Here is a 22,084-nt window from a genome sequence, read left to right as displayed (position 1 = left end):
GGGAAGAGCCACGCGCACCAACCCCGATCATGAGTGAAGGACATGCATGCTGTTACCGATGGCACCCACCGATTCGCTATTTCTTCTCGGCGAGTCCCGCGAGAACCCGATGCACGTCGGTGGCCTGGCGATCTTCACCCCACCCGACGGAGCATCCGCAACCGACATGCGCGCGATGTTCGATATCGCCCTCACCGGCGGCAAAGTAGCCGAAGTGTTCCGTAAGCGGGCCCGGCGCTCCCTCACCTCGCTTGGCCAGTGGGGATGGGAAACCCTCGCCGACAACGAGATCGATATCGAGCACCATGTACGCCGCGACGCACTTCCCACCCCGGGCGGCATGACCGAACTCACCGCATTGATCTCGAGATTGCACGGCACTCTGCTCGACCGCAGCCGCCCACTATGGGAAATGCACTTGATCGAAGGGCTCACCGACGGCCGCTACGCCGTGTACACCAAGATCCACCACGCCCTCGCCGACGGAGCCAGCGCGATGAAACTGCTCCGCGAGAGCATGAGTGAAGATCCCCACCGTCGAAACATGTCCGCCCCCTGGCAGGTTCCGCACTCACTGAGATCGGTGCCGACACCTGTCGCGGCAAAGTCCAGCCCGCAAGGATCGTCCCTACCAGCAACCTTGTGGGGAGCATCTCGGGCCGCCGTCGGTGAGGTGGCCGGACTGATACCGACGACGGTCCGCACCATGGACCGTGCCGTACGCGGCAAAGGCAGCGCTGTCTCCGTGACCGCGCCCCACACGTTGTTCAACGTTCCGATCGGTGGAAGCCGCCACATCGCCGCCCGTTCCTTCCCTCTCGAACGGATCCGATTGCTGGCCAAGCACTCCGACGCCACCATCAACGACATCATTCTGGCAATGTCCGCCGGGACCCTCCGCCACTACCTGCACGAGCGAGACGCGCTACCGTCCGCCCCCTTGGTTGCTATGGTCCCCGTGTCATTGCGCGCCACCGACAACGCCGACGATCGCACCGCTGGCGGTAATCGCGTGGGACTGCTCATGTGCAACTTGGCTACTCACCTCGACAACCCCACCGACCGACTCGACGTGATACGCAATTGCATGAATGAAGGAAAAGACTCACTCCGCGCGATGAGTCCCGCCCAGGTACTCGCCATGAGCGCCCTCGGAATCGCTCCCCTCGGAATGGAAATGCTTGTCGGGCAGCGGGGACCGCAGCGGCCGCCGTTCAACATCATCATCTCCAATATTGCCGGTCCGCGTACACCGTTGTACTGGAACGGATTCCGTCTCGACACCCTCCACCCCCTGTCGATCCCGACAACCGGACAAGCTCTCAACATCACCTGCACCAGCAGCGACGATCAGATTTCATTCGGGCTGACCAGCTGCCGAAGAACCGTTCCGGACCTCAACCCCCTGCTCGATCACCTAGGCACCGAACTCGAACTCCTCGAAACCGGCGCCGGCCTGTAATCCACCACTCCTGCAACGATCGCCACATCCGCAACCAGGACAGGGACATTCACCATGGGCTTCCAGATTCCGCAATCCTCGACATCCCCGATTACCGCCACGAACTCTGCCCCACGCGGTGGAGCAATCAGTACCGCAGAGATCAAAGCTCGGATGGAGGTCATGTTCGCCGACCGTGACCGGGACCGCAGGGCAAGAAATACCCTCTGACACGGACTCTGAATCTTGGTGTTCTGCTTCTATAGAGAACATGCACACCGATACGACAACAACCCGACGACGAACTCTACGTCGCCTCGCGATGATTATCGGGGTGGCGGGAATCGTCGTCGGGCTTGTTGCCTTGATCGCAACGCGTCTGGCCGTAGAGCGCAATGTGGTGATTGTTCTGGCGTCCTTCGCCCCGGTGGCGATGCTTGCACCCTTGATCGGTGGGGTGGCGGCAGGCTTCGGCCGACGCTGGATCTTGTGCGCAGGATCGGCGGTAGTCCTTGGCCTGTTCGCGTGGACGGTGGGTCCGCTGTACGTGGGTGGACCGACCGGCGCCGCGAACGGACCGTCCATTCGAATCATGCAGGCGAACCTGATGGTCGGTTCAGCGGACCCGGAATCTCTGGTTGCCACCGTCCGCGACCGCAATGTGGATGTGTTGACGGTGCAGGAGTTGACGTCAGGTGCGGCCGAAGCACTGAAAACCGCTGGGCTCGAGGATGTTCTGCCCCACCAGTTCTTGGTTCCCTATGGCGGCGGCGGAGGCGGAGCGGGAATTTACAGTCGCTTCCCTCTGTCCGCCACACGAAGTTTGGACGGCTTCTCCCCCGAAACCCTAGCGGCCGAGTTGAATGTCGGCCTGGCGCAGCCGGTCACACTGTTTGCCGTCCACACCGCACCGCCGTACATCTCCCCCGCCTCGATCTGGGCAGCGGAACAGCGCACGCTCGGCAGCTACCTGGCCGACGTCGACGGTCGCGATAACGTCATAGCGAGCGGAGATTTCAATGCAACTTACTCACACAAGGAGTTTCGTGATCTCCTCACGAACGGGTACACCAGCGCAGCCGATCAGGTAGGTGCGGGGCTGATCCCGACCTACCCGACCGACAAGCCATACCCCGCAATAGTCGGCATCGACCACATCCTCACCAGAGGCCCGGTGGCGACGTCACTCGACCGTATCGACGTCAAAGGATCCGACCATCACGGTCTGATTGCCGACATCACGCTGGCGTGAAAGCTAACTGAGCAACCGAGCTTTTGCCGCCGCAAATTCTTCGTCGGACAAGACTCCCGATTGATGCAAGCGACCTAGTTCCTGAAGCTTCGAGACAAGGTCGTCACCGGCCGGCGGCGCTGCCGGGGCAGCCTGTTGCTGCGGCGGCGGCGCCTGTTGCTGCTCGTACTGGTCATACTGCGCCTGCTGCTCGCTCGCCTTCCGCTGGCTACGCCGATCCATGGCATTGGATGTCGCCTTTGCCGTTCCGGCCACCACTGCTGTGCGCGCGACGGTGCCGAGCAATCCCGGCCGTCCTCTGCGTCCACCTCGAAAAACCATGCTGATCTCCTCTGCTTTAAGACGATGCCTGAGCTACCTAGAGCGCCGCAGCGACTGCGGCCACTACGACGTCGTGTGGGATCTGAACATGGAGAACTACCTCGCCACCGCCTGCGCGGGCTTTCGTGGTGAAGTCTCGCGCCCACGTCTGCTCGTAGACGATGACTGCCGCTGAGGTACCTGGTTCCAGGGACTCACGAACCACGTCGAGATCCTCGTCGCTGATCAGAGCTTTTGCCTCGATCGACAGGATCGCCAGGCCGATGTCGGTGAGGTCTTCATCGACGTCGACCTGTCTGATGTTGCCGTCGAGATCTTTGGCGATGTACACGAGATCGAGCAGGGTCACGAACCCACGCTCGACGATATTCTGCAATGCGGCGACGGTATCCGGGTCCACTCTCGAACCTGGGAACCCCAGCACCACCAATTCAACCGGGCCGATGTCCAATGGATCGTTCATCCATCAAGGGTGGTACGAGCGCACATGCACTCGCTTCACCCGTCGCGGATGAATTACTGCCGACGACCTCGGATGACCTCGCGCATCGGACGGAACCGAACTCCGTCTGCCTCGAGTTGGCGTCGGGCTTTGCCCCGGGTGACAAGCACACCGATGATGCCGAGAATCCAGACCGGGTACTGAACCAACCAGGCCACCCGGAAGCCGTCGAAGGTATAGCCGCCCATGTGGCCGAGAATCACACCCATCACCTGGATCACGATCAACGACGCCAGGAATCCACCGATATTGACCATTCCCTGAGCGGTGCCCATCGACGAACTGGGATTGGACGTGCGGGCGTAGTCGAAGCCGATCACCGAACCCGGACCGCCGATTGAGATCACGATGATCAATATCGTCAGCAACCACAGCGGTGACGGTTCGCTGCGGGCCAGCACGATCGTCCACATCACCGCACTGCTCACCATGATGGAAAGGACGAGCCAAGATCGGCGCATCGGATACCGGCCGGTGAGGATGCCGAGGATGGGGCCCGCAACGATGGCGGAGATCACCGACAGGGTCAGTAGCGAACCGACTGTTGCGGCGTCGAGTCCTTGCGCAGACGACAGGTACGGGACTCCCCACAACAGCGCAAATGTCGTGATCGAGAATTGTGTACCCATGTGACTGAAGAAACCGAGGCGTGTGCCCGGACGCATCCAGACCGTCTTGATCTGGCGGCCGATCTCCTTTGCCCCGGCGGGAACCGCAACAATCTCGGTTCCCGGCGGAGAATCACGAATCAGGCTGAGCGCCAATGCAAAAGCGAGTAGCCCCAGACCGGCCGCGCTGCCGTACGCCAGCGTCCAACCGGTCCCGGTCAGCAGCAACATGAACGGCAGGGCCGAAAGTACTTGTCCCAGTTGACCGAGAATTCCCGTGAACTGTGACACCAGTGGTACCTGCCGCGGTGGGAACCACTGCGGAACCAGTCGAAGCACGGAGATGAAGGTGAGAGCGTCGCCGGCCCCGACCGCGATGCGTGCGCCAATCGCGACGGGCAGCGATTCCGTGAACGCCAACGTCAGCTGCGCACACGTCAGAATGAACGCGCCGACGCCGATCATGATGCGAGAGCCGTATCGATCGAGCAACACTCCCGCCGGGATCTGCATGCCCGCGTACACCACGATCTGCAGCACCACGAAACTGGACAGCACACTGGGAGTAATCGAGAAACGTTCTGCTGCAGCCAGACCCGAGACACCAAATGAAGTGCGGTGAAGGACGGCGATTACGTACGCGAATACACCGATACCCCAAACCAACCACACTTTTTTCATCGCGCAATTATCTTACTAGTAGTTCGCCAGGCTTACGGCTTTGACTACTCGCGGCCTTGCGAGATCCAGTTCAGATCTGCCGAACGCTCCCCTTCGGTGATGGCCGCAAGCGCGTCGAGTCGGGCGATCTGATCCTCGGTCAGCACGATGTCCAGCGCGCCGGCGTTCTCGCTCACGCGCGCCGCAAAACGGGTGCCGGGAATGGACACCGACGGCAGACCGTAATGCCGTCCCTTGGCGTCGAGCCACGCCAGTGACACCTGCGCCGGAGTGGCTCCTGATTCGGCGCCCACGTCACGCACGACGTCGAGCACCTTCTGGTTTGTCACAAGCGCTGACTCCGTGAAACGCGGGAAGCGTCGACGCAGATCGTTCTCGCCCCACTCGCTGGGATCGAACGACCCGGCGAGGAACCCTCGTCCCACGGGAGAGAACGGAACAAATCCCACGCCGAGCTCAGCGGCGGCGGGCACCACCTTGTTCTCCACGTCGCGACTCGAGATGTTCCATTCGGACTGAATCGCGGAGATGGGATGGACCGCATAGGCGCGGCGCAGTTCGTCTCCCGTTGCTTCCGAAAGACCGATGTGGCGGATCTTGCCGGCCTTCACTTGCTCTGCCATCGCGCCGACGGTGTCCTCGATCGGAACGCTCGGATCAACACGATGGAGGTAGTAGAGATCGACGTGGTCGACGCCGAGTCGACCGAGCGATTCCTCGAGTGCCTGTGCCACGTAGGCCGGATCGCCGTTGATCCCCCGCTGACCTGCCGACATGCCGCCCACCAACCCGAACTTGGTGGCCAACTGAACCTCGTCGCGCCGACCTTCGAGCAATTTACCCACGGCCCGCTCGCTCGCACCGTCGCCGTAGATGTTTGCAGTGTCGATGAAGGTGATCCCGATATCCACCGCATGATGAAGCGTGGCGAGTGCTTCTGCCGGATCCACCGGGCCGTACACGGGGGCTACCGACATAGCGCCGTAGCCCTGCGCGCTGACGGTCAGACCTTCGGCCAGGGTGACGGTGGAAACAGGCATGAACACTCCTCGAGATCGAATGAAGGAACAACCCTCACAGTGTGTACCGAAACTACCGGCGGCGCATTCAGGCCAGGACAGCAAGCTCCGGCAACCCCGCCACCACAACGGCGAGGTTGTAGCCTGTCATCCGCAATTCACCGTTGTCTCCGGTTCTTGCGTACTCCGCATGCCCGAAGGCGCGTTCATGTTTCACGCCGTCGGGGGTGATTCCCTCCGCTGTGGACAATCGCTGAAACTCCGTACGCGTCGGATCACCACCGAAGCGCCCGAAGCCGGCGATACTGTCCCCTTCGGCCTTCATGACGTAGACGTGTCGATCCGCGATCCCGAGATCCGCCTCCACCTTTGCTCGCACACCCGGAGATCCGTAGAACACCACATCGTCGACCGATGCACTTGCACCCCGTTGCAGCGCAAGCGAAGTCGCGAGGGATCCGTAGGAATGACCGAGTGCGGTGATGTGCACATCCAGCTTCGCAGCGCCCGCTCGCAGGCCGTGAAAGAAGCTCCCCAGCGCATCGGCCGCGATACCCGCTTTCGCGGAACGGCTCACGTCGAAACTTGCCCGACCGAGGTCGAATTTTCCGGGGCCGATGACTTGAGGGGCGTCGTATCCGATCCAGGCGATCGTGGCAACGCTTTCGTCACGTCCGGCACTGTGGAGCTGACGCTGTGCCTCGTCGCGCAATCGTGTTGCCTCCCCGACCATTCCGCGCAGTGAGTCTTTGACATTGGTGTTGAGCCCCGGAACGGTCACGGCAATGTGATCAGCCGTATCCGGATCGCCGATCGCTATCGCGGCAAACCCGCGCTCGCCGGAACGCATATCCATCAGGACCAGCTTGCGATCGGGTTGTTCGTGCAGGAGCTCGTCCAGCGCATTCAGATCCTCGAGTTTCCGCTGCGCATACCAGAGGCCCGCACCGGTATTGCTCAAACGCCCACCGAAATATTCGCGGTGCAGTTCCTGAGAGATACGCACCGAATCATCTTGTAGCCGTGCCCGTTCGGCCTGCACACGTCGCAGATTCACCGGACTGCGCACACCTGTCGGGATACCGTCGAGATTCGCAATCAGATCCGGCGCGCGCTGCACTATTTCTCGTCGGCGCGCCGGACTGAAACCGCGCCACTCTTCGTTGACACGAAAAGCCTTGTCCCGCAGATCCGTACCCACCTGCGACCGCACGGACAGTGCGTGGTGCAGATCCGCGGATACCAGCAGAGCTTCCCCGATCAACTCACGCGCGGCAGCCGAGAGCAGCTCTGCGTGAACGTGAAGGGGATGCCCTTCGGCAATGGGAGCGACTGCCGATACCGAACCGTCTTCGCGGATCTGTAATTCGTCGGAGGCAGCCTCCCTGCGCAACAAGTCCAGCCGTCGTCGCATGTCTCGAACACGGTGCGCAACCAGGACACCCTCGAGTCCACCGGCAAGTTGTTCGAGTGGTTCGACGTCCCACACGTCGATGTCAGTGAGATCCACTCGGGTCAGGACGAACGAGCAGCGATTCGAGCCTGAACCTCGGGTCGGCGCAACGGCGGGACGGTTTGGGGTGGCTGCTTGCGCGGCGGCAGTGCACTCAGCAAACGCGTCGTGGTTTCGGTGACCTCGCGAACTGCCTGTTCAAAGGCATCACGGTTGGCATCGGAGACCTTGGCAATCCCACTCACCTTACGTATGTATTGGCGAGAGGCTGCCTCGATCTCCTCCGCTGTGGCAGCTGGTTCGAGTCCTCGGAGTTCGGTGATGTTTCGGCACATAGTTCGACGATAACCGCGCTCAGCCACCTCGTCACGGACCGATACACGAATGCATCCAAATGGCCACGCAAACCCAAGCATCACGGTAGTTTCAGTAAAATTCTCCCCAAGTGACTGGAAGTGGCCACATGGACTCAGCTCTCACATCGGTCGGTCTTCCGATTGCACTCGCGATCATCATGTTCGGCCTCGGACTCTCACTGACCCTCGAGGACTTTGCCCGTGTCGCAAAAGCACCCAAAGCAGTCTCGATCGCCCTCGTCTGCCAGTTGATACTGCTGCCGGCCGCCGCGTTCGGGCTTGTCACCGCCTTCGATCTCGATCCCCTGCTCGCTGTCGGCATGATGCTCCTGGCAGCATCGCCAGGTGGCACCACAGCCAACTTGTTCAGCCACCTCTTTCGCGGCGATGTTGCGCTCAATGTGACACTCACAGCAGTAAATTCAGTGATCGCCGTGGTTACCCTGCCGGTGATCACCAACTTCGCCCTCGGCTATTTCGAACCTACCGACGCCGACGGCACCCTCGGCCTCCAGTTCACTAAGGTTGTGCAGGTTTTTGCCGTCGTCCTGATTCCGGTGGCAATCGGGATGTGGGTTCGCCTGCGCAGTAGCGCTTTTGCCCAGCGAATGGACAAGCCGGTGCGCATCGGGTCGGCCATCGTGCTGGCGCTGGTCATAGTCGGCACTGTCATATCGGAGCGCGAGAACATTGCGGACTACCTCGTCGACATCGGAGTTGTCGCAGCACTGTTCTGCCTGCTGAGTCTGTCGATCGGATACATCGTTCCCAAGCTTTTCGGTATCGAGGACCGCCAAGCCATTGCCAGTTCGATGGAAATCGGGATCCACAACAGCACCTTGGCCATCACCATTGCCGTCAGCTTGATGGACAACGTGCGTCTGGCAGTACCGGCCGCGGTCTACGGCGTCGTCATGTTCCCGTTGGCAGCGGCCTTCGGTGCGGCCATCACGCGAAAATCTCGAAACATGGCCGAGATCGACTGAGATCGGCCTGTTTTCGCTAATTCTCTTGCGTGCTGCTCAGATCTGTTCCGAGCGCCCCGGCAAGAGTGCGAAGACAGATCACACGCAATTCTTCCTGCGGAATCGACGGTTGATCGAGCCAGTTCAGGCACACCGCACGAACGAAGGCGATCCAGCCGCGCACCGCGACAGCGGCAATCTGCCTGCGCTCGTCGTCGAATCCCAGCGCGTCGAGGATCCGAATCTGTTGCTGTTCCAACTCGCGCTCGACTATTGCCCGGATACCCGCTTCAGCCGACAACGTCCCGACATTGATTGCGCGCACTCCCTTACTGTGCGACTTCACGTACGCAAAGTAGGCATCCAGCCCAGCCGCGATTTGCTCCTGGATGGGCAGCGTCGAATCCGGCGCCGTCACGTCGAGGAGGTGCTGGGACTCTCGCTCGACTATCGCCGCGAAGAAGTCGCGCTTGGTCGGAAAGTAGTGGTACATCAGCCCACGCGAGACGCCCGCGATTTCGGCGACCTCTTCGATCCAGACATCCTCGTACGACCGGTCGGCAAATAGTTGCGCACCGATGTCGAGGAGTTGCGTGCGTCGCTGCTCGCGATCGAGACGCTTACGTGGGGTGACCATGGCGAACTCAGATTACTACTTGACACCGATTCAGTAAGGCGTACTTTGCGTACTAGACACCAATTCAGTAAGCGAACTCTTCTCGGGGGACAACGATGAGCGTCGACGCAACGCCGAACACGGGCGCGCCTGCTATTCCGCATCCGGCCTGGCGCCTCCCCCTCCTCGGCGACATTCTGGGTGTCAACGTCCGTACACCACTGCAGAACTCAGTGAGCATCGGCCGCGAACTCGGCCCGATCTTCGAACGCAATGTAGTCGGAAATCGCTTTGTCTTCGTATCCGGCGCAGACATGGTTGCCGACCTTTCCGATGAGTCCAGGTTTGCAAAACACCTGGCACCAGGCGTCAAAGCCCTACGAGGGATCGGCGGCGACGGACTCTTCACGGCCTACAACAGCGAACCCAACTGGGCCAAGGCCCACAATCTTCTGGCTCCGGCGTTCAGCCAGACGGCCATGCGCTCGTACCACCGCACGATGCTCGACGTGGCCGGCGAACTGGTTGCGTACTGGGACCGTCATGGCACCGACTCCCCCATCGACGTCTCGGCTGACATGACCAAATTGACGCTCGAGACAATCGGCCGCACGGGGTTCAGCTACTCCTTCGATTCGTTCGAGCGCGAAGAACAGCATCCGTTTGTGAAGGCGATGATCGGCACCCTGTCCCATTCACAGCGGACTACGTTCCTCAAATCCACAGCCCTCGGCCGACGCCTCGCACGGCGAGCAGACCAACGCGACGACGTGCGCAAGGCATACATGGCCGAAGTTGTGGACGAGGTGATTCGCGCTCGGCGAGAGAACCCCGGCGGCGCACACGAAGATCTTCTGGAACTGATGCTGCGTGCTGCCCGGGAGAACGATCCCAACCGGATCGACGAGCTGAACATCCGGCACCAGGTCGTCACATTCCTGGTCGCTGGGCATGAAACAACCTCCGGCGCTTTGTCCTTCGCGCTCTACTACCTGTCGCAGAATCCGGAGGTCTTGGCCAAAGCACAGGCAGAAGTAGATGCCGTGTGGGGCACGGAAGAACCGGCATTCGAGAAGATCGCAAAACTGCGGTACGTCCGACGCGTCCTCGACGAATCATTGCGGCTGTGGCCGACGGCCCCGGCCTATGCCCGCGCCGCTCGGCAGGACACCACGTTGATCGGCAAATACCCGATGAAGAAGGGTGACTGGATGCTTGTCCTCATCCCGTCGCTGCACCGAGATCCCGTATGGGGCAACAATCCGGAAGCCTTCGATCCGGACAGATTCTTGCCCGCAAATATCAAAGCGCGCCCCGCCCACACGTACAAGCCCTTCGGAACCGGCGAACGCGCGTGCATCGGAAGACAATTCGCCATCCATGAGGCAGTTCTCGTTCTGGGAACGATCCTGCAGAAGTACACCGTCGAACCAGATCCCGAGTACCGGTTGAAAGTTGTCGAGCGTCTGACCCTGATGCCGGAGGGGTTCACGCTGTCGGTTCGCCGACGCTGATCCATCGTGCCCGAATCGTCCAAAGAGCTGATTCCAGGTCTACTATCAGCGAGGGCCTGCCGGTCCGAGGCTGGAACCGCGCTCACCTGGGAGAACACAGTGAAGAGAAAATACCTTGTCGCGGCAATCTGCGTAGCTGCCGCACTGGCTTCCGGCGCGTGCTCGGCATCGGTCAGCGTCGGCGACAAGCAGGTACCTGCCGACAAGGTCGCAGCCCAGATGTCCAGCCAGCTCGCAGCGACCGTCGGTAGGGCACCCGACGACGTCACCTGCCCAGAGGGACTCGATGCGGAGGTCGGTGCGACTGTCGTGTGCGCCTTGACCGACCAGGGCACCGAGTACGACGTGACGGGAACTGTGACCAGCGTCGACGGCGACAACGTCAAGTTCGACGTGCAGGTGGCGGATACCCCGAACTAACTGCTGTGCGCCGTTGTTAACCGCGGGCGGTTAACAACGGCGCACAGCAGATTTGTCAGAGACGCTCGATAATCGTCACATTTGCGGTGCCGCCACCCTCGCAGATGGTGAGCAGGCCGTAGCGTCCACCGGTGCGCTCGAGCTCGTTGAGCAGCGTTGCCATCAGTTTGGTGCCGGTGGCGCCGAGCGGGTGACCGAGGGCAATTGCGCCACCGTTGACGTTGACCTTGGCCGGATCCGCGCCGATTTCCTTGATCCACGCGAGGACGACGGGAGCAAAGGCTTCGTTGATCTCGACGATGTCGATGTCCTCGATGGTCAGCCCCGTCTTCTCCAGCGCATGCTGCGTTGCCGGAATGGGCGCGCTGAGCATGAAGATGGGGTCGTCACCGCGGGCGCTGAGGTGATGAATCCGGGCGCGGGGCTTGAGGCCGTGCTTCTTGACGGCTTCTTCCGACGCCAGGAGCAGTGCGCTCGCTCCGTCCGAGATCTGGCTTGCGACAGCAGCTGTCATCCGGCCGTCTTCGACGAGGACGTTGAGCGACGCCATCTTCTCGAGGCTGGTCTCACGGGGGCCTTCGTCGACGGTCGCGTCGCCCATGGTGACGATCTCGTTGTCGAAACGGCCTGCTGCGATGGCGGCCTTGGCGCGCTCATGGCTCTGCAGTGCCCACTTCTCGAGGTCTTCGCGGCTGACATCCCACTTCTCGGCGATCATCTCTGCGCCCTTGAACTGCGACACTTCCTGATCGCCGTAACGCTCGGTCCAGCCGACGGAACCGGAAGAGGGAGTGTCGAATCCGTACTGCTGGCCGACGATCATGGCTGCCGAGATCGGGATCTGGCTCATGTTCTGCACGCCACCGGCGATGATCAGGTCTGCGGTGCCGGAGAGGATTGCCTGTGCACCGAAGTGGACGGCCTGCTGGCTGGAACCACACTGACGGTCCACCGTCACACCGGGAACGTGCTGCGGCAATCCTGCTGCGAGCCAAGACATGCGGGCGATGTTGCCGGCCTGGCCACCGATGGCGTCGACGCAACCGAAGATGACGTCGTCGACCTCTGCCGGATCGATACCGGTGCGCTCGACAACCGCCTTGATGACGTGTGCGCCCAAATCGATGGGGTGCACTCCCGACAGTGCGCCGCCGCGCTTACCGATCGGGGTGCGGATAGCATCGACGATGTAAACCTCGGACATGATCTTTACTCCTAGTTCGATAGTGCAGCAGTAGTTTTGGGTGCGGCAGCTGCCGCAGACGGATCAGAGAGTCCGTCGAGAACAATTGCGAGGTACTGAGCTGCAACAGTGTGCGCGGTCAATGTGCCACCCGGCCGATACCAACGCACGGCAACCCAGACGGTGTCGCGCATGAAGCGGAAGACCAGTTCGATATTGAGATCGGAGCGGAAACTTCCGTCGGCGACCCCCGCCTCGAGCACTCCCACCCACAGGTCCCGGAACTCGGTGTTGCGTTCGACCAGGTACGAGAATCGCTCGTTGGCTACCAGGTGCTTGACCTCGTCCTGATAGATCGCGACGGCCGAATGCGACGCGTCGATCGCTTCGTACGACGTGACGATCAGCGCTTCGAGCGTTGCCCGACTGTCAAGACCTGCAGCCACGATCTCGCGGTACTTGCCGAACAAGTCGTCGAGGAACTGGTGCAGAATCTCGTCGACCATCGACTCCTTGGAATCGAAATGGTGATAGAGACTGCCCGACAGTATCCCGGCTGCATCGGCAATATCGCGTACCGTCGTCGCCCGTACTCCGCGGTCGGCAAACAGGCCGGCTGCGATCGCGAGAAGTTCGTCGCGGCGACCGGATTTTCCTGCAGTGTCGTCGGAATTTCGGGATGGCGTCATGATTTCAATCCTATCCAGGGCTTCACTGTGCGCCGCTCTGGTAGTCGGTGCTACCAGAAAGGCGCACGGCAGGCCTACGCCCTCTGCGAAGAAACAGAAACGATCTCACCGGTCATGTATGTCGTGTAGTCGCTCGCCAGCATCGCGATCACCGAAGCGATTTCCCACACCTCGGCCGCGCGGCCATAGGCCTCACCGGACGCCAACTGGTCCAGCAGTTCTTCGCTGGTGACCTTCGCCAGGAAGGCATGGCGGGCGATGGACGGCGAGACGGCGTTGATTCGGACGCCGTACTCGGCAGCCTCGATCGCACTGCAACGCGTCAGGGCCATGACGCCGGCCTTGGCCGCTGCGTAATGGGCCTGCGAATGCTGTGCACGCCAGCCGAGAACCGATGCGTTGTTGACGAGCACACCGCCGTGCTCGACGCTCTTGAAGTAACGCAGTGCGGCGCGCGTCGCACGGAACGTGCTGTTGAGGGTGATGTCGATGACACGATCCCACTGGTCATCGGTCATGTCGACGACCGGTGTTTCCCCGCCGAGGCCTGCATTGTTGACCACGATGTCGATGCGACCCAGCTTCTCGGCTGCGCCGTCGAAGAGTGCGTCGACCTGTGCGGTACTGGAGACGTCGCAGATGATCGATTCGACCTGCTGGCCGGGGAATTCGGCCTTCAACTTCTCGACGGTCTCGCCGAGACGACGCTCGTGGAAGTCGGAGACGAGGACGTCGCCGCCTTCCATCAGGACACGACGCGCGGTCGAGAAACCGATACCCGTTCCCGCGGCGGCGGTGATGACGGCCTTCTTGCCCTTCAGCAATCCGTGGCCCGGAGTTTCCTCCGGCGCTACGGACAAGGGCGAAACCACTGTGGAGTCAGACATTTAGCGAGCCTCTCGGGGAAGACCGAGCACACGCTCGGAAATGATGTTGCGCTGAATTTCGTTGGAGCCGCCGTAGATCGTGTCGGCGCGAGTGAAGAGGAACAGTCGCTGCCACTCGTCCAACTCGAGATGTTCGGGATCGGTGATGTCCGATGGCTGGCCTTCGGAATTCTCCCACGGTGCAACCAACGACGACGCACCTTGGACGTCCATCGAGAGCTGCCCGAGGTCGCGATGCCAGTTGGCCCACAACAGTTTTGCGACGGACGCTTCGCCGCCACCGGTTCCGGCGTCGACCGCGTCGAGAGTACGCATAGCGTGGGCGCGCATGACGCGTAGCCCGACCCAGGCGCGGGCGATCTTCTCGCGGATGTGCGGATCCTGGTCGCTGCCATTGGCTTTCGCCAGGTTTACGACGCCTTGAAGTTCGCGGGCGAACCCGATCTGCTGACCGAGTGTGGACACACCACGCTCGAAAGTGAGCAGGCCCATGGCAATCTTCCAGCCTTCGCCCGGTTCGCCGACCACGAGGTCTGCGTCCGTGACGGCGTCGTCGAAGAAGACCTCGTTGAATTCGGAGGTGCCGGTGAGCTGCTGGATGGGACGCACGGTCACACCGGGCTGATCCAAGGGCACCAGCAGGAAGCTCAGGCCCTGGTGACGCTTGGATCCGACCTCGGTGCGGCACACGACAAAGCACCACTGCGCAACGTGCGCGAGCGACGTCCACACTTTCTGGCCGTTGATGATCCACTTGCCGTCTTCGAGACGGGCCGTCGTCGAGACGTTGGCAAGGTCGGAGCCGGCTCCGGGCTCGGAGTACCCCTGCGCCCACAGCTCGCTGACCGTGTTGATGCCCGGAAGGAAGCGACGCTTCTGCTCGTCGGTTCCGTAAGCGATCAGGGTCGGACCGAGAAGTTCCTCGCCGATGTGACTGACGCGTGCCGGGGCACCCGACTTCGCGTACTCCTGATGAAAGACAACCTGCTGGGAGATGGTCGCTCCGCGGCCACCGAACTCCTTTGGCCATCCAAGGCACGTCCAGCCCGCGGCCGCGAGATGCTTGTCCCACTCGAGGCGTTGCTCGAAGAACTCATGCTCGCTGCCCGGTCCGCCCTTACCCTTGAGCTGGGCAAATTTGCCGGTCAGGTTCTCTGCCAGCCACTGCGAAACTTCTGCCGCAAACTCGTCGTCGGTCATCTGCCCGTCCGGGCTCTCGCTCTGGTCCACATATGTAAGATAACCTACCAAGCACTTGCTAGGTAGCGTGTCAGGTAGGAGTCCAGTGACCGATCAACCGAGAACCATCCCATCAGCCCTTATCAGGGCCGCCGAGGAGTTCGGTGAGCTCGCGGCAATTGCCGATGGCGACACCCGACTGACCTTTGCACAGTTGCACCAGCGTGTTCGTGATTTTGCGGGCGCACTGATCACACGTGGAGTGAAGGCAGGCGACCGTGTTGTCATCTGGGCGCCCAACACCCACCACTGGGTGATTGCACTGCTGGGCGCGCAGTACGCCGGAGCAGCAATTATCCCGATCAACACCAGATACACGGGCACCGAGGCACTCGACATCGTCGAGCGCGTCGACGCGGCTGCCCTGGTAGTCGTCGGCAAGTTCCTCAAGGCCGATCGATACCAGCAGTTGCTCGACGCTAATCCCGACCTGTCGATTCCGACGGTGATCCGCGTACCGGTAGACGGCGACGACGCTCGCGCCGGCGTCATCGAGTTCGAGGACTTCCTCGCCCTCGCGACGGACGACACCCGCACCGAAGCCGACGCTCGGGCTACAGCGGTGACGCCCGACGATGTCAGTGACATCCTCTTCACCTCCGGTACGACGGGTCGCAGCAAGGGCGCCATCAGCGCTCATCGCCAGTCGATCGGCGTCGCACAGGCATGGGGAGACAATGCCGAGGTCACTGCCGATGACAACTTCCTGATCATCAGCCCCTTCTTCCATACCTTCGGATACAAGGCCGGAATTCTGGTCTGCCTTCTCAACGGTGCAACCATCGTGCCGGTGTCCGTCTTCAACATCGACGAGACCCTGTCACTGATCAACCGTGAGAAGGTCAGCATCCTCCCGGGCGCGCCGACGATCTACCAGACGATCCTCGATCACCCTCGCCGCGGCGAGTACGACCTCTCGTCGCTGCGCATCGCCATCACGGGCGCCGCTCCGGTTCCCGTCGCGTTGGTCGAGCGCATGCAAAGCGAACTGTTCGACGCCGTTCTCACCGCCTACGGCCTGACCGAAGCAGTGGTGGCCACCATGTGCCGCACCGACGACGACCCGGTCACGGTGTCCACGAGCTCGGGCCGCGCGACGGCTGATTTCGAGGTCAAGATCGGCGACCAGGGCGAGATCCTGCTTCGCGGACCGAACGTCATGCTCGGATATCTCGACGATCCCGAGTCCACAGCCAAGGCCGTCGACGCCGACGGTTGGCTGCACACCGGAGACGTCGGAACCCTCGACGAGCGTGGATATCTCGACATCACCGACCGTCTCAAGGACATGTACGTCAGCGGTGGCTTCAATGTCTACCCCGCCGAGATCGAAGGAATGCTGGCTCGCCTGCCCGGTGTCCACGAATCGGCTGCCATCGGCATTCCCGATCACCGGATGGGTGAGGTGGGCCGTGTCTACATCGCTCAGCTCGACGGTGCCGGACTGACCGAAGAATCCGTCATCGCTTTCCTCAAGGAGAAGATCGCCGGATTCAAGGTGCCGCGCGAAGTGCGCTTCGTCGATCACCTCCCGCGTAATCCCTCCGGCAAGGTCCTCAAAACAGTTCTGCGCGAGGAACAGTCATGACCGTTCCTTTCGAAGCCGATGTCGTGACCTACGAGGTCCGCGGCACTGTGGCCGTCGTGACCCTGAACCGTCCCGACTACCGCAATGCCCAGAACTCGGTAGTGACGTACGCACTCGACGCCGCTTTCCAGCGCGCTGTCGACGACGACGACGTCAAAGTCATCGTCCTGGCAGGCAACGGCCCGCACTTCAGTGCGGGACACGACCTGGGAACTCCGGGCCGCGACCATCACGTCGAGTACGAGAACAAAGCCGCCATGTGGTGGGATCACGTCGACAAGCCCGGTGGTGACCAACGTTTCGCGCGCGAGATGGAGGTGTACCTGGGAATGTGCCGCCGGTGGCGGGAGATCCCCAAACCCACCATCGCCATGGTCCAGGGCGCCTGCATCGCGGGCGGCCTGATGCTCGCGTGGGTCTGCGACATGATCGTCGCCGCCGACGACGCGTTCTTCTCCGATCCCGTTGTCCGCATGGGCATCCCCGGTGTGGAGTACTTTGCCCATCCGTGGATGGTGGGCTCGAGATTTGCAAAGGAAATGCTCTTCACCGGCGATCGATTCACCGCGCAACGTGCCTACGAAATCGGCATGGTCAACCGCGTTGTTTCCCGCGACGATCTCGAGAAGGAGACGTTTGCACTTGCCGAACGCATCTCCGAGATGCCGCGCTTCGGATTGGCACTCACCAAGAAGGCCGTCAACCAGTGTGAGGATCAGATGGGGATGCGTAACGGCATCGATTCCGTCTTCGGTCTGCATCACTTCGCTCACGCTCACAACGCCGAGGTAGGCAAAGACTCGCTTGGTGGTCTCGACGCCAAAGCTATGGCTGCCAGTGCTCGCACACCGCAGGAAGGAACAAACTAGTGGATCTCGTATTCGACGACGCCACAACCGCATTCCGTGACGAGGTCCGCTCGTTCCTGGAGGCGAATGTGCCCGCCACTCCCCTGAAGTCGATGGATACCGCCGAGGGCTTCGAAGAGCACCGTCAGTGGGAGCACACTCTCGCCGACGCCGGCTACGCCGTTGTCTCGTGGCCCAAGGAACTCGGCGGACGCGACGCGTCACTGCTCGAGTGGGTCATCTTCGAGGAGGAGTACTACCGCTCGGGTGCACCCGGACGCGTGAGCCAGAACGGCATCTTCCTGCTGGCTCCCACACTTTTCGAACATGCAAACGCCGAGCAGCTGGCACGCATCATGCCGCGCATGGCACGCGCCGACGACATCTGGGCACAGGCCTGGTCCGAACCCGAGTCCGGTTCCGACCTCGCCAGCCTGCGTTCGAGCGCGAAGAAGGTCGACGGCGGCTGGCTGCTCAACGGCCAGAAGACGTGGAGCTCACGCGCCAGCTACGCGGACTGGGGCTTCGGCCTGTTCCGCTCCGATCCGGATGCACAGCGTCACAAGGGCATTACCTACTTCATGTTCGACCTCCGTTCGCCCGGCGTCACCGTGCGTCCGATCGATCAGCTCGACGGTGAGCCCGGCTTCGCCGAGATCTTCCTCGAAGACGTCTTTGTTCCCGACGACCCGGCCAACCCGGGTGAGTCCGGTGTGATCGGCAGCGTCAACGAAGGATGGCGCGTCGCGATGAGCACCGCCAGCAACGAGCGTGGCCTCTCGCTGCGTAGCCCCGGCCGCTTCCTCGCGACCGTCGACCGCCTTCTCGAGCTGTACAAGGCCAGCGGACGCACGGACGACAGCGCTCTGCGCAATCAGGTCGCCGACGCCTGGATCGGCGCTCGCGCCTACCAGCTCAACACGTTCGGGACCGTCACCCGTCTCGCCGACGGTGGACAACTCGGTGCCGAGTCCTCGATCAACAAGGTCTTCTGGTCCGAGTGGGACATCGCTACCCACGAGACCGCCCTCGAACTGCAGGGCCCCGAAGCTGAACTGGCCGACAACTGGATGGACGGATACCTGTTCTCCCTGTCCGGCCCGATCTACGCAGGCACCAACGAGATTCAGAAAAATGTCATCGCTGAGCGTCTGCTCGGCCTACCTAAGGCGGACCGATGAGATTCGCGCTCGACTCCTCCCACCAGGACTTCGCTGCGAGCATCGATGCGTTGCTCACCAAGTCCGACATGCCCGCCGTCATCCGATCCTGGAACGACGGTGACACCGCACCAGGCAAGAAGCTGTGGCAGCGCCTCGCCGAGACCGGCGTCAACGGACTTGTCATCGCCGAAGAGCATGACGGCCTGGGCGCCGACGCCGTCGACCTGGTTGTTGCTCTCGAGCAGCTCGGTCGCCATGCGGTACCTGGCCCGGTCGTCGAAACCATCGCAGTAGCACCGACTCTGCTGGCTTCTGTTGCACCCGAGCGCCTCTCCGCTCTTGCCGAAGGTTCGCTCGCCACGGTCGCAGCTCCCCCGCACACACCGTTTGCGCTCGATGCCAACTCTGTTGACCTGGTTCTTCTGGCACAGGACGGCGAAGTCAGCCTCGGCGTTCCCGGCGAAGCCAAGGCGTCGGTTGACCTCTCGCGCAAGCTCTTCGAGGTATCCGCCGGCGAGTCGCTCGGCTCCGCCGACTTCTCCGCCGCATTCGACATGGGCGCCCTCGCCACTGCTGCTCAGCTTCAGGGCCTCGGGCAGACTCTCCTCGAGGTCACCACCGAATACGCAAAGCAGCGCAAGCAGTTCGGCAAGGTCATCGGACAGTTCCAGGCCATGAAGCACCACTTGGCCGAGGTTGCCGTTTCTCTCGAAATGGCTCGCCCGCTCCTACACGGTGCCGCGCTGTCGGTGCGCGATCAGTCGGCCGATGCCTCGCGTGACATCTCCGCTGCCAAGGTTGCCTGCGGCGACGCCGCCTACAAGGCCGCTCGCGTCGGGCTCCAGGTTCACGGCGCCATCGGATACACGATGGAACACGATCTCTCGCTGTGGCTCACCAAGGTACGAGCATTGCTTACCGCGTGGGGCACTCCGTCCGAGCACCGCGCCCGGGTCGTCGCATCCCTGGTTGCGTCATGAGCATCGACACCGAAGACCAGGCAGCATTGCGCGCGTCGGTACGCGACCTCCTGAGCAAGCATTCCGACTCAGCTTCCGTCCGCACCGCCATCACCACGGACAGCGGCTACGACGCCGCTCTCTGGAGCAAGCTGTGTGAGCAGATCGGCGTCGCCGCACTGGCGATTCCCGAGGAGTTCGACGGCGTCGGAGCAAGCTTGGCGGAAGTTCATGTGGTCCAGGAAGAACTCGGACGCACGCTGACGCCGTCGCCGATGCTGGGTTCCGCGATTCTCTCTGCGCAGGCCCTGTTGCTCTCGGGCGATGCCGACGCCTGCTCGCGTCTGCTCCCCGGCGTTGCTGCCGGCGAAAGCACACTTGCACTGTGCTGGGCGGGTGCGAGCGGTTGGGATTCCTTCGGAGTCTCCGCCACTGAAGACGCGTTGAACGGCACCGCTGCCTATGTCCTCGACGGACACGTCGCCGACACCTTACTGGTGCTGACGGCCGACGGCTTCTACGAAGTCGATCCCGAAGCCGAAGGTGTTTCCCGCCGACGCGTCCCCACCATGGACCCGACGCGGACGCTCTCGGAGGTCACGTTCTCCGGTGTTCGCGGGCGGCCTCTCGCATGGTCTGCGGATCTGGTCGATCGCATCCGAACGGTTGTCTTGATTGCACTGTCCGCCGAACAGGTGGGTGCTGCCGCAGCCATCGTCGAACAGACGGTGGAATACACGAAGTCTCGCAAACAGTTCGGTCGCGCAATCGGGTCCTTCCAGGCCCTCAAGCACCGGATGGCCGACATGTACACGCTGGTCGAGACGGCTCGGTCCATGACCTACGCCGCAGTGGCCACACAGTCAGTCGGTGACGCAGCGATCGCCAAGGTCTACTGCTCCGAGGCTTTCCAGCAGATCACCTCCGAAGCCGTTCAGTTGCACGGCGGAATCGCCATCACCTGGGAGCATGACGCTCAGCTGTACTTCAAGCGCGCGCACAGCAGCGCGCAGTTGTTCGGCCAGCCGAGTGCATACCTGCCCGAGTTGGCAACGGCCGCAGGCCTGTAGCAACGACACCCGAAGCCCCCTCAGCCTCGCAAAGGCCGAGGGGGCTTTTGTGTCGAGCACACAGCACGATCACGTTACGAAGTTGCATCTTTCGCCCTAACGCTCGCCGAAGACCTCGCAGCAGGAATACGGTCAAAGAGCTTTGGCGTCAAACTCGCTCCACCCGTGACTCATGGCGGTTGGGGAATGCATGGTCGGCGAGCAGGATTCCTCCTTTCATCTCGCGGTGACCCGACCAGCGCCGCGCTACGTACAGCCTTGCGCTGTACGTAAATTGGATTGCGGCAGTGCGTTAACTGCCACTGGTTCGCTCAGCGTCGACCACCACGTGTTCGCTCAATGGGATAACCCCTGGTTTCGAGCTTTTCTTCTCCGGAGAATCAAAAGTAGCAGCGCCGTTTTCTTCCACAGACCGGAGATTTTTCATGAACCGATTCGACAACAAGCGCATCCTCATCAGCGGTGCCGGGTCCGGCATCGGGCAAGCCACGGTGGCTCGAATCCTGGAAGAAGGCGGCACCGTCGTTGCCGCGGATATTTCCGAAGCAGGACTCGAACTCACTCGAGCCGCAGCAGCTGCCGCCGGCCATGGCGACCGCCTCACCGTCGTCACCGTCGACATCTCGAAAGAGGACTCCGTTCGGCAACAGATCGGTTCTGCGATCACGGCACTCGGTGGTTTGGACGTCCTCGTCAATGCCGCTGGAATTCTGCGCTCCGAACGCACCCACGAGATGTCGCTCGACTTCTGGAACACCGTCATCGGCGTCAACCTCACCGGTACCTTTCTCATGACACGCGAGGCGCTTCCCGCTCTGCTGGAAAGTGGCAGCGGTGTTGTCGTCAACTTCAGTTCCACCTCCGCGACGTTTGCCCACCCGTACATGGCGGCCTATGCGGCGTCCAAGGGCGGTATCCAATCCTTCACGCATGCACTTGCTCTCGAATACAGCAAGCAGGGACTGCGTGCCGTTGCCGTCGCGCCAGGAAGCATCGCGTCGGGAATGACGTCCGACCCCGGATTCCCCGCCGATATCGACTACACGTTGCTCGGCAAGCTGCTACCGGCCATCGGTGACGGTTTTGCTCCCCCGTCCGCGGTGGCAGGCGTGATCGCGATGCTCGCATCCGAGGACGGCTCATTTGTGACCGGAACCGAAATCCGCATCGATGGCGGCACGCATATGTGATCGCCTACTGTGCGCCTCTCTTAACCCCTCGCGGTTAAGAAAGGCGCACAGCGCGAGGCGGCATACTTGTCCGAGAGTCCCCTGGCACCCGTCCGGCGGTACGAACTTCGGTGGGAGCGC

Annotated in this window: 22 protein-coding genes; 11 read left to right on the top strand and 11 right to left on the bottom strand. The window is 61.9% G+C overall.

Annotated features, from left to right (window positions below):
* The first annotated feature begins 46 nt into the window (after positions 1 to 46).
* Positions 47 to 1,462, top strand: a complete 1,416-nt coding sequence (locus RG2_RS15875) for a WS/DGAT/MGAT family O-acyltransferase (RefSeq protein WP_033232385.1) — start codon at positions 47 to 49, stop codon at positions 1,460 to 1,462.
* Positions 1,463 to 1,712: 250 nt separating this feature from the next.
* The gene (locus tag RG2_RS15870) at positions 1,713 to 2,693 is read left to right on the top strand and encodes an endonuclease/exonuclease/phosphatase family protein (protein WP_051730359.1); all 981 of its coding nucleotides are present in this window, start codon (positions 1,713 to 1,715) and stop codon (positions 2,691 to 2,693) included.
* A 3-nt stretch (positions 2,694 to 2,696) separates the two neighbouring features.
* Here the strand turns inward: RG2_RS15870 and RG2_RS15865 are convergent, their stop codons facing one another.
* The 6 genes from RG2_RS15865 to RG2_RS15840 all read right to left on the bottom strand — a co-directional run bounded on the left by RG2_RS15865 (position 2,697) and on the right by RG2_RS15840 (position 7,612).
* Positions 2,697 to 3,014 (bottom strand): SHOCT domain-containing protein, encoded by a 318-nt coding sequence (locus tag RG2_RS15865; protein WP_033232387.1) that lies wholly within the window; start codon positions 3,012 to 3,014, stop codon positions 2,697 to 2,699.
* A gap of 37 nt (positions 3,015 to 3,051) precedes the next feature.
* Positions 3,052 to 3,477, bottom strand: a complete 426-nt coding sequence (locus RG2_RS15860; RefSeq protein ID WP_033232388.1) for a DUF6325 family protein — start codon at positions 3,475 to 3,477, stop codon at positions 3,052 to 3,054.
* A gap of 53 nt (positions 3,478 to 3,530) precedes the next feature.
* Positions 3,531 to 4,805, bottom strand: a complete 1,275-nt coding sequence (locus tag RG2_RS15855) for an MFS transporter (RefSeq protein WP_033232389.1) — start codon at positions 4,803 to 4,805, stop codon at positions 3,531 to 3,533.
* Positions 4,806 to 4,849: 44 nt separating this feature from the next.
* Positions 4,850 to 5,845 carry an aldo/keto reductase gene (locus RG2_RS15850; protein WP_033232391.1) on the bottom strand — a complete coding sequence of 332 codons (996 nt, stop codon included), beginning with the start codon at positions 5,843 to 5,845 and terminating at the stop codon, positions 4,850 to 4,852.
* Between the two features lie 67 nt (positions 5,846 to 5,912).
* Complete coding sequence (locus RG2_RS15845) at positions 5,913 to 7,334, bottom strand: alpha/beta hydrolase (RefSeq protein ID WP_033232392.1); 1,422 nt, start codon at positions 7,332 to 7,334, stop codon at positions 5,913 to 5,915.
* 5 nt (positions 7,335 to 7,339) lie between these two features.
* Positions 7,340 to 7,612, bottom strand: coding sequence for a DUF2277 domain-containing protein (locus RG2_RS15840; protein WP_033232393.1), 273 nt, complete (start codon positions 7,610 to 7,612; stop codon positions 7,340 to 7,342).
* Between the two features lie 128 nt (positions 7,613 to 7,740).
* Here RG2_RS15840 and RG2_RS15835 point away from each other — a divergent pair, with 128 nt between their 5' ends.
* Entirely contained in the window at positions 7,741 to 8,619 is an 879-nt protein-coding gene (locus tag RG2_RS15835; RefSeq protein WP_033232395.1) for a bile acid:sodium symporter family protein, read from the top strand.
* Positions 8,620 to 8,635: 16 nt separating this feature from the next.
* Here RG2_RS15835 and RG2_RS15830 read toward each other — a convergent pair whose 3' ends face one another.
* Positions 8,636 to 9,235 (bottom strand): TetR/AcrR family transcriptional regulator, encoded by a 600-nt coding sequence (locus tag RG2_RS15830; RefSeq protein WP_033232397.1) that lies wholly within the window; start codon positions 9,233 to 9,235, stop codon positions 8,636 to 8,638.
* Between the two features lie 95 nt (positions 9,236 to 9,330).
* Here RG2_RS15830 and RG2_RS15825 point away from each other — a divergent pair, with 95 nt between their 5' ends.
* Together RG2_RS15825 and RG2_RS15820 are read left to right on the top strand one after the other, a co-directional pair.
* Complete coding sequence (locus RG2_RS15825; RefSeq protein WP_033232398.1) at positions 9,331 to 10,728, top strand: cytochrome P450; 1,398 nt, start codon at positions 9,331 to 9,333, stop codon at positions 10,726 to 10,728.
* Positions 10,729 to 10,827: 99 nt separating this feature from the next.
* Positions 10,828 to 11,148, top strand: a complete 321-nt coding sequence (locus RG2_RS15820) for a DUF4333 domain-containing protein (protein ID WP_033232399.1) — start codon at positions 10,828 to 10,830, stop codon at positions 11,146 to 11,148.
* A gap of 55 nt (positions 11,149 to 11,203) precedes the next feature.
* On the opposite strand, the gene RG2_RS15815 is transcribed toward RG2_RS15820, so the two are convergent.
* The 4 genes from RG2_RS15815 to RG2_RS15800 form a co-directional block, all read right to left on the bottom strand.
* Positions 11,204 to 12,352 (bottom strand): acetyl-CoA C-acetyltransferase, encoded by a 1,149-nt coding sequence (locus tag RG2_RS15815; protein WP_033232400.1) that lies wholly within the window; start codon positions 12,350 to 12,352, stop codon positions 11,204 to 11,206.
* Positions 12,353 to 12,363: 11 nt separating this feature from the next.
* The gene (locus RG2_RS15810) at positions 12,364 to 13,020 is read right to left on the bottom strand and encodes a TetR/AcrR family transcriptional regulator (protein WP_045068555.1); all 657 of its coding nucleotides are present in this window, start codon (positions 13,018 to 13,020) and stop codon (positions 12,364 to 12,366) included.
* Positions 13,021 to 13,094: 74 nt separating this feature from the next.
* Positions 13,095 to 13,907, bottom strand: coding sequence for an SDR family oxidoreductase (locus RG2_RS15805; protein ID WP_033232401.1), 813 nt, complete (start codon positions 13,905 to 13,907; stop codon positions 13,095 to 13,097).
* Positions 13,908 to 15,137 (bottom strand): acyl-CoA dehydrogenase family protein, encoded by a 1,230-nt coding sequence (locus RG2_RS15800; protein WP_033232403.1) that lies wholly within the window; start codon positions 15,135 to 15,137, stop codon positions 13,908 to 13,910.
* Positions 15,138 to 15,192: 55 nt separating this feature from the next.
* Between RG2_RS15800 and RG2_RS15795 the strand changes: the two genes are divergently transcribed.
* The 6 genes from RG2_RS15795 to RG2_RS15770 all read left to right on the top strand — a co-directional run bounded on the left by RG2_RS15795 (position 15,193) and on the right by RG2_RS15770 (position 21,964).
* Entirely contained in the window at positions 15,193 to 16,734 is a 1,542-nt protein-coding gene (locus RG2_RS15795; protein ID WP_033232405.1) for a FadD3 family acyl-CoA ligase, read from the top strand.
* Positions 16,731 to 17,603 (top strand): enoyl-CoA hydratase, encoded by an 873-nt coding sequence (locus RG2_RS15790; RefSeq protein ID WP_033232406.1) that lies wholly within the window; start codon positions 16,731 to 16,733, stop codon positions 17,601 to 17,603. Before RG2_RS15795 ends, RG2_RS15790 begins: the two co-directional genes overlap by 4 nt.
* Positions 17,603 to 18,763, top strand: coding sequence for an acyl-CoA dehydrogenase family protein (locus RG2_RS15785; RefSeq protein ID WP_033232408.1), 1,161 nt, complete (start codon positions 17,603 to 17,605; stop codon positions 18,761 to 18,763). The genes RG2_RS15790 and RG2_RS15785 overlap by 1 nt, the downstream gene beginning before the upstream one ends.
* Positions 18,760 to 19,725 carry an acyl-CoA dehydrogenase family protein gene (locus tag RG2_RS15780; protein WP_033232409.1) on the top strand — a complete coding sequence of 322 codons (966 nt, stop codon included), beginning with the start codon at positions 18,760 to 18,762 and terminating at the stop codon, positions 19,723 to 19,725. The genes RG2_RS15785 and RG2_RS15780 overlap by 4 nt, the downstream gene beginning before the upstream one ends.
* Positions 19,722 to 20,774 carry an acyl-CoA dehydrogenase family protein gene (locus RG2_RS15775; protein WP_033232410.1) on the top strand — a complete coding sequence of 351 codons (1,053 nt, stop codon included), beginning with the start codon at positions 19,722 to 19,724 and terminating at the stop codon, positions 20,772 to 20,774. Before RG2_RS15780 ends, RG2_RS15775 begins: the two co-directional genes overlap by 4 nt.
* A 425-nt stretch (positions 20,775 to 21,199) precedes the next feature.
* Positions 21,200 to 21,964 (top strand): SDR family NAD(P)-dependent oxidoreductase, encoded by a 765-nt coding sequence (locus RG2_RS15770; RefSeq protein ID WP_033232411.1) that lies wholly within the window; start codon positions 21,200 to 21,202, stop codon positions 21,962 to 21,964.
* The last annotated feature ends 120 nt before the right edge of the window (positions 21,965 to 22,084 follow it).

It is taken from the genome of Rhodococcus globerulus NBRC 14531 (assembly GCF_001894805.1).
Lineage (GTDB): Bacteria > Actinomycetota > Actinomycetes > Mycobacteriales > Mycobacteriaceae > Rhodococcus_F > Rhodococcus_F globerula.
This window is presented reverse-complemented; position numbering and strand designations above follow the sequence as displayed.

Coding starts and splice junctions, on each gene's coding strand:
- RG2_RS15875 (WP_033232385.1), top strand. CDS start 47: ATGCTGTTACCGATGGCACCCACCGATTCGCTATTTCTTCTCGGCGAG.
- RG2_RS15870 (WP_051730359.1), top strand. CDS start 1,713: ATGCACACCGATACGACAACAACCCGACGACGAACTCTACGTCGCCTC.
- RG2_RS15865 (WP_033232387.1), bottom strand. CDS start 3,014: ATGGTTTTTCGAGGTGGACGCAGAGGACGGCCGGGATTGCTCGGCACC.
- RG2_RS15860 (WP_033232388.1), bottom strand. CDS start 3,477: ATGAACGATCCATTGGACATCGGCCCGGTTGAATTGGTGGTGCTGGGG.
- RG2_RS15855 (WP_033232389.1), bottom strand. CDS start 4,805: ATGAAAAAAGTGTGGTTGGTTTGGGGTATCGGTGTATTCGCGTACGTA.
- RG2_RS15850 (WP_033232391.1), bottom strand. CDS start 5,845: ATGCCTGTTTCCACCGTCACCCTGGCCGAAGGTCTGACCGTCAGCGCG.
- RG2_RS15840 (WP_033232393.1), bottom strand. CDS start 7,612: ATGTGCCGAAACATCACCGAACTCCGAGGACTCGAACCAGCTGCCACA.
- RG2_RS15835 (WP_033232395.1), top strand. CDS start 7,741: ATGGACTCAGCTCTCACATCGGTCGGTCTTCCGATTGCACTCGCGATC.
- RG2_RS15830 (WP_033232397.1), bottom strand. CDS start 9,235: ATGGTCACCCCACGTAAGCGTCTCGATCGCGAGCAGCGACGCACGCAA.
- RG2_RS15825 (WP_033232398.1), top strand. CDS start 9,331: ATGAGCGTCGACGCAACGCCGAACACGGGCGCGCCTGCTATTCCGCAT.
- RG2_RS15815 (WP_033232400.1), bottom strand. CDS start 12,352: ATGTCCGAGGTTTACATCGTCGATGCTATCCGCACCCCGATCGGTAAG.
- RG2_RS15810 (WP_045068555.1), bottom strand. CDS start 13,020: ATGACGCCATCCCGAAATTCCGACGACACTGCAGGAAAATCCGGTCGC.
- RG2_RS15805 (WP_033232401.1), bottom strand. CDS start 13,907: ATGTCTGACTCCACAGTGGTTTCGCCCTTGTCCGTAGCGCCGGAGGAA.
- RG2_RS15790 (WP_033232406.1), top strand. CDS start 16,731: ATGACCGTTCCTTTCGAAGCCGATGTCGTGACCTACGAGGTCCGCGGC.
- RG2_RS15780 (WP_033232409.1), top strand. CDS start 18,760: ATGAGATTCGCGCTCGACTCCTCCCACCAGGACTTCGCTGCGAGCATC.
- RG2_RS15775 (WP_033232410.1), top strand. CDS start 19,722: ATGAGCATCGACACCGAAGACCAGGCAGCATTGCGCGCGTCGGTACGC.
- RG2_RS15770 (WP_033232411.1), top strand. CDS start 21,200: ATGAACCGATTCGACAACAAGCGCATCCTCATCAGCGGTGCCGGGTCC.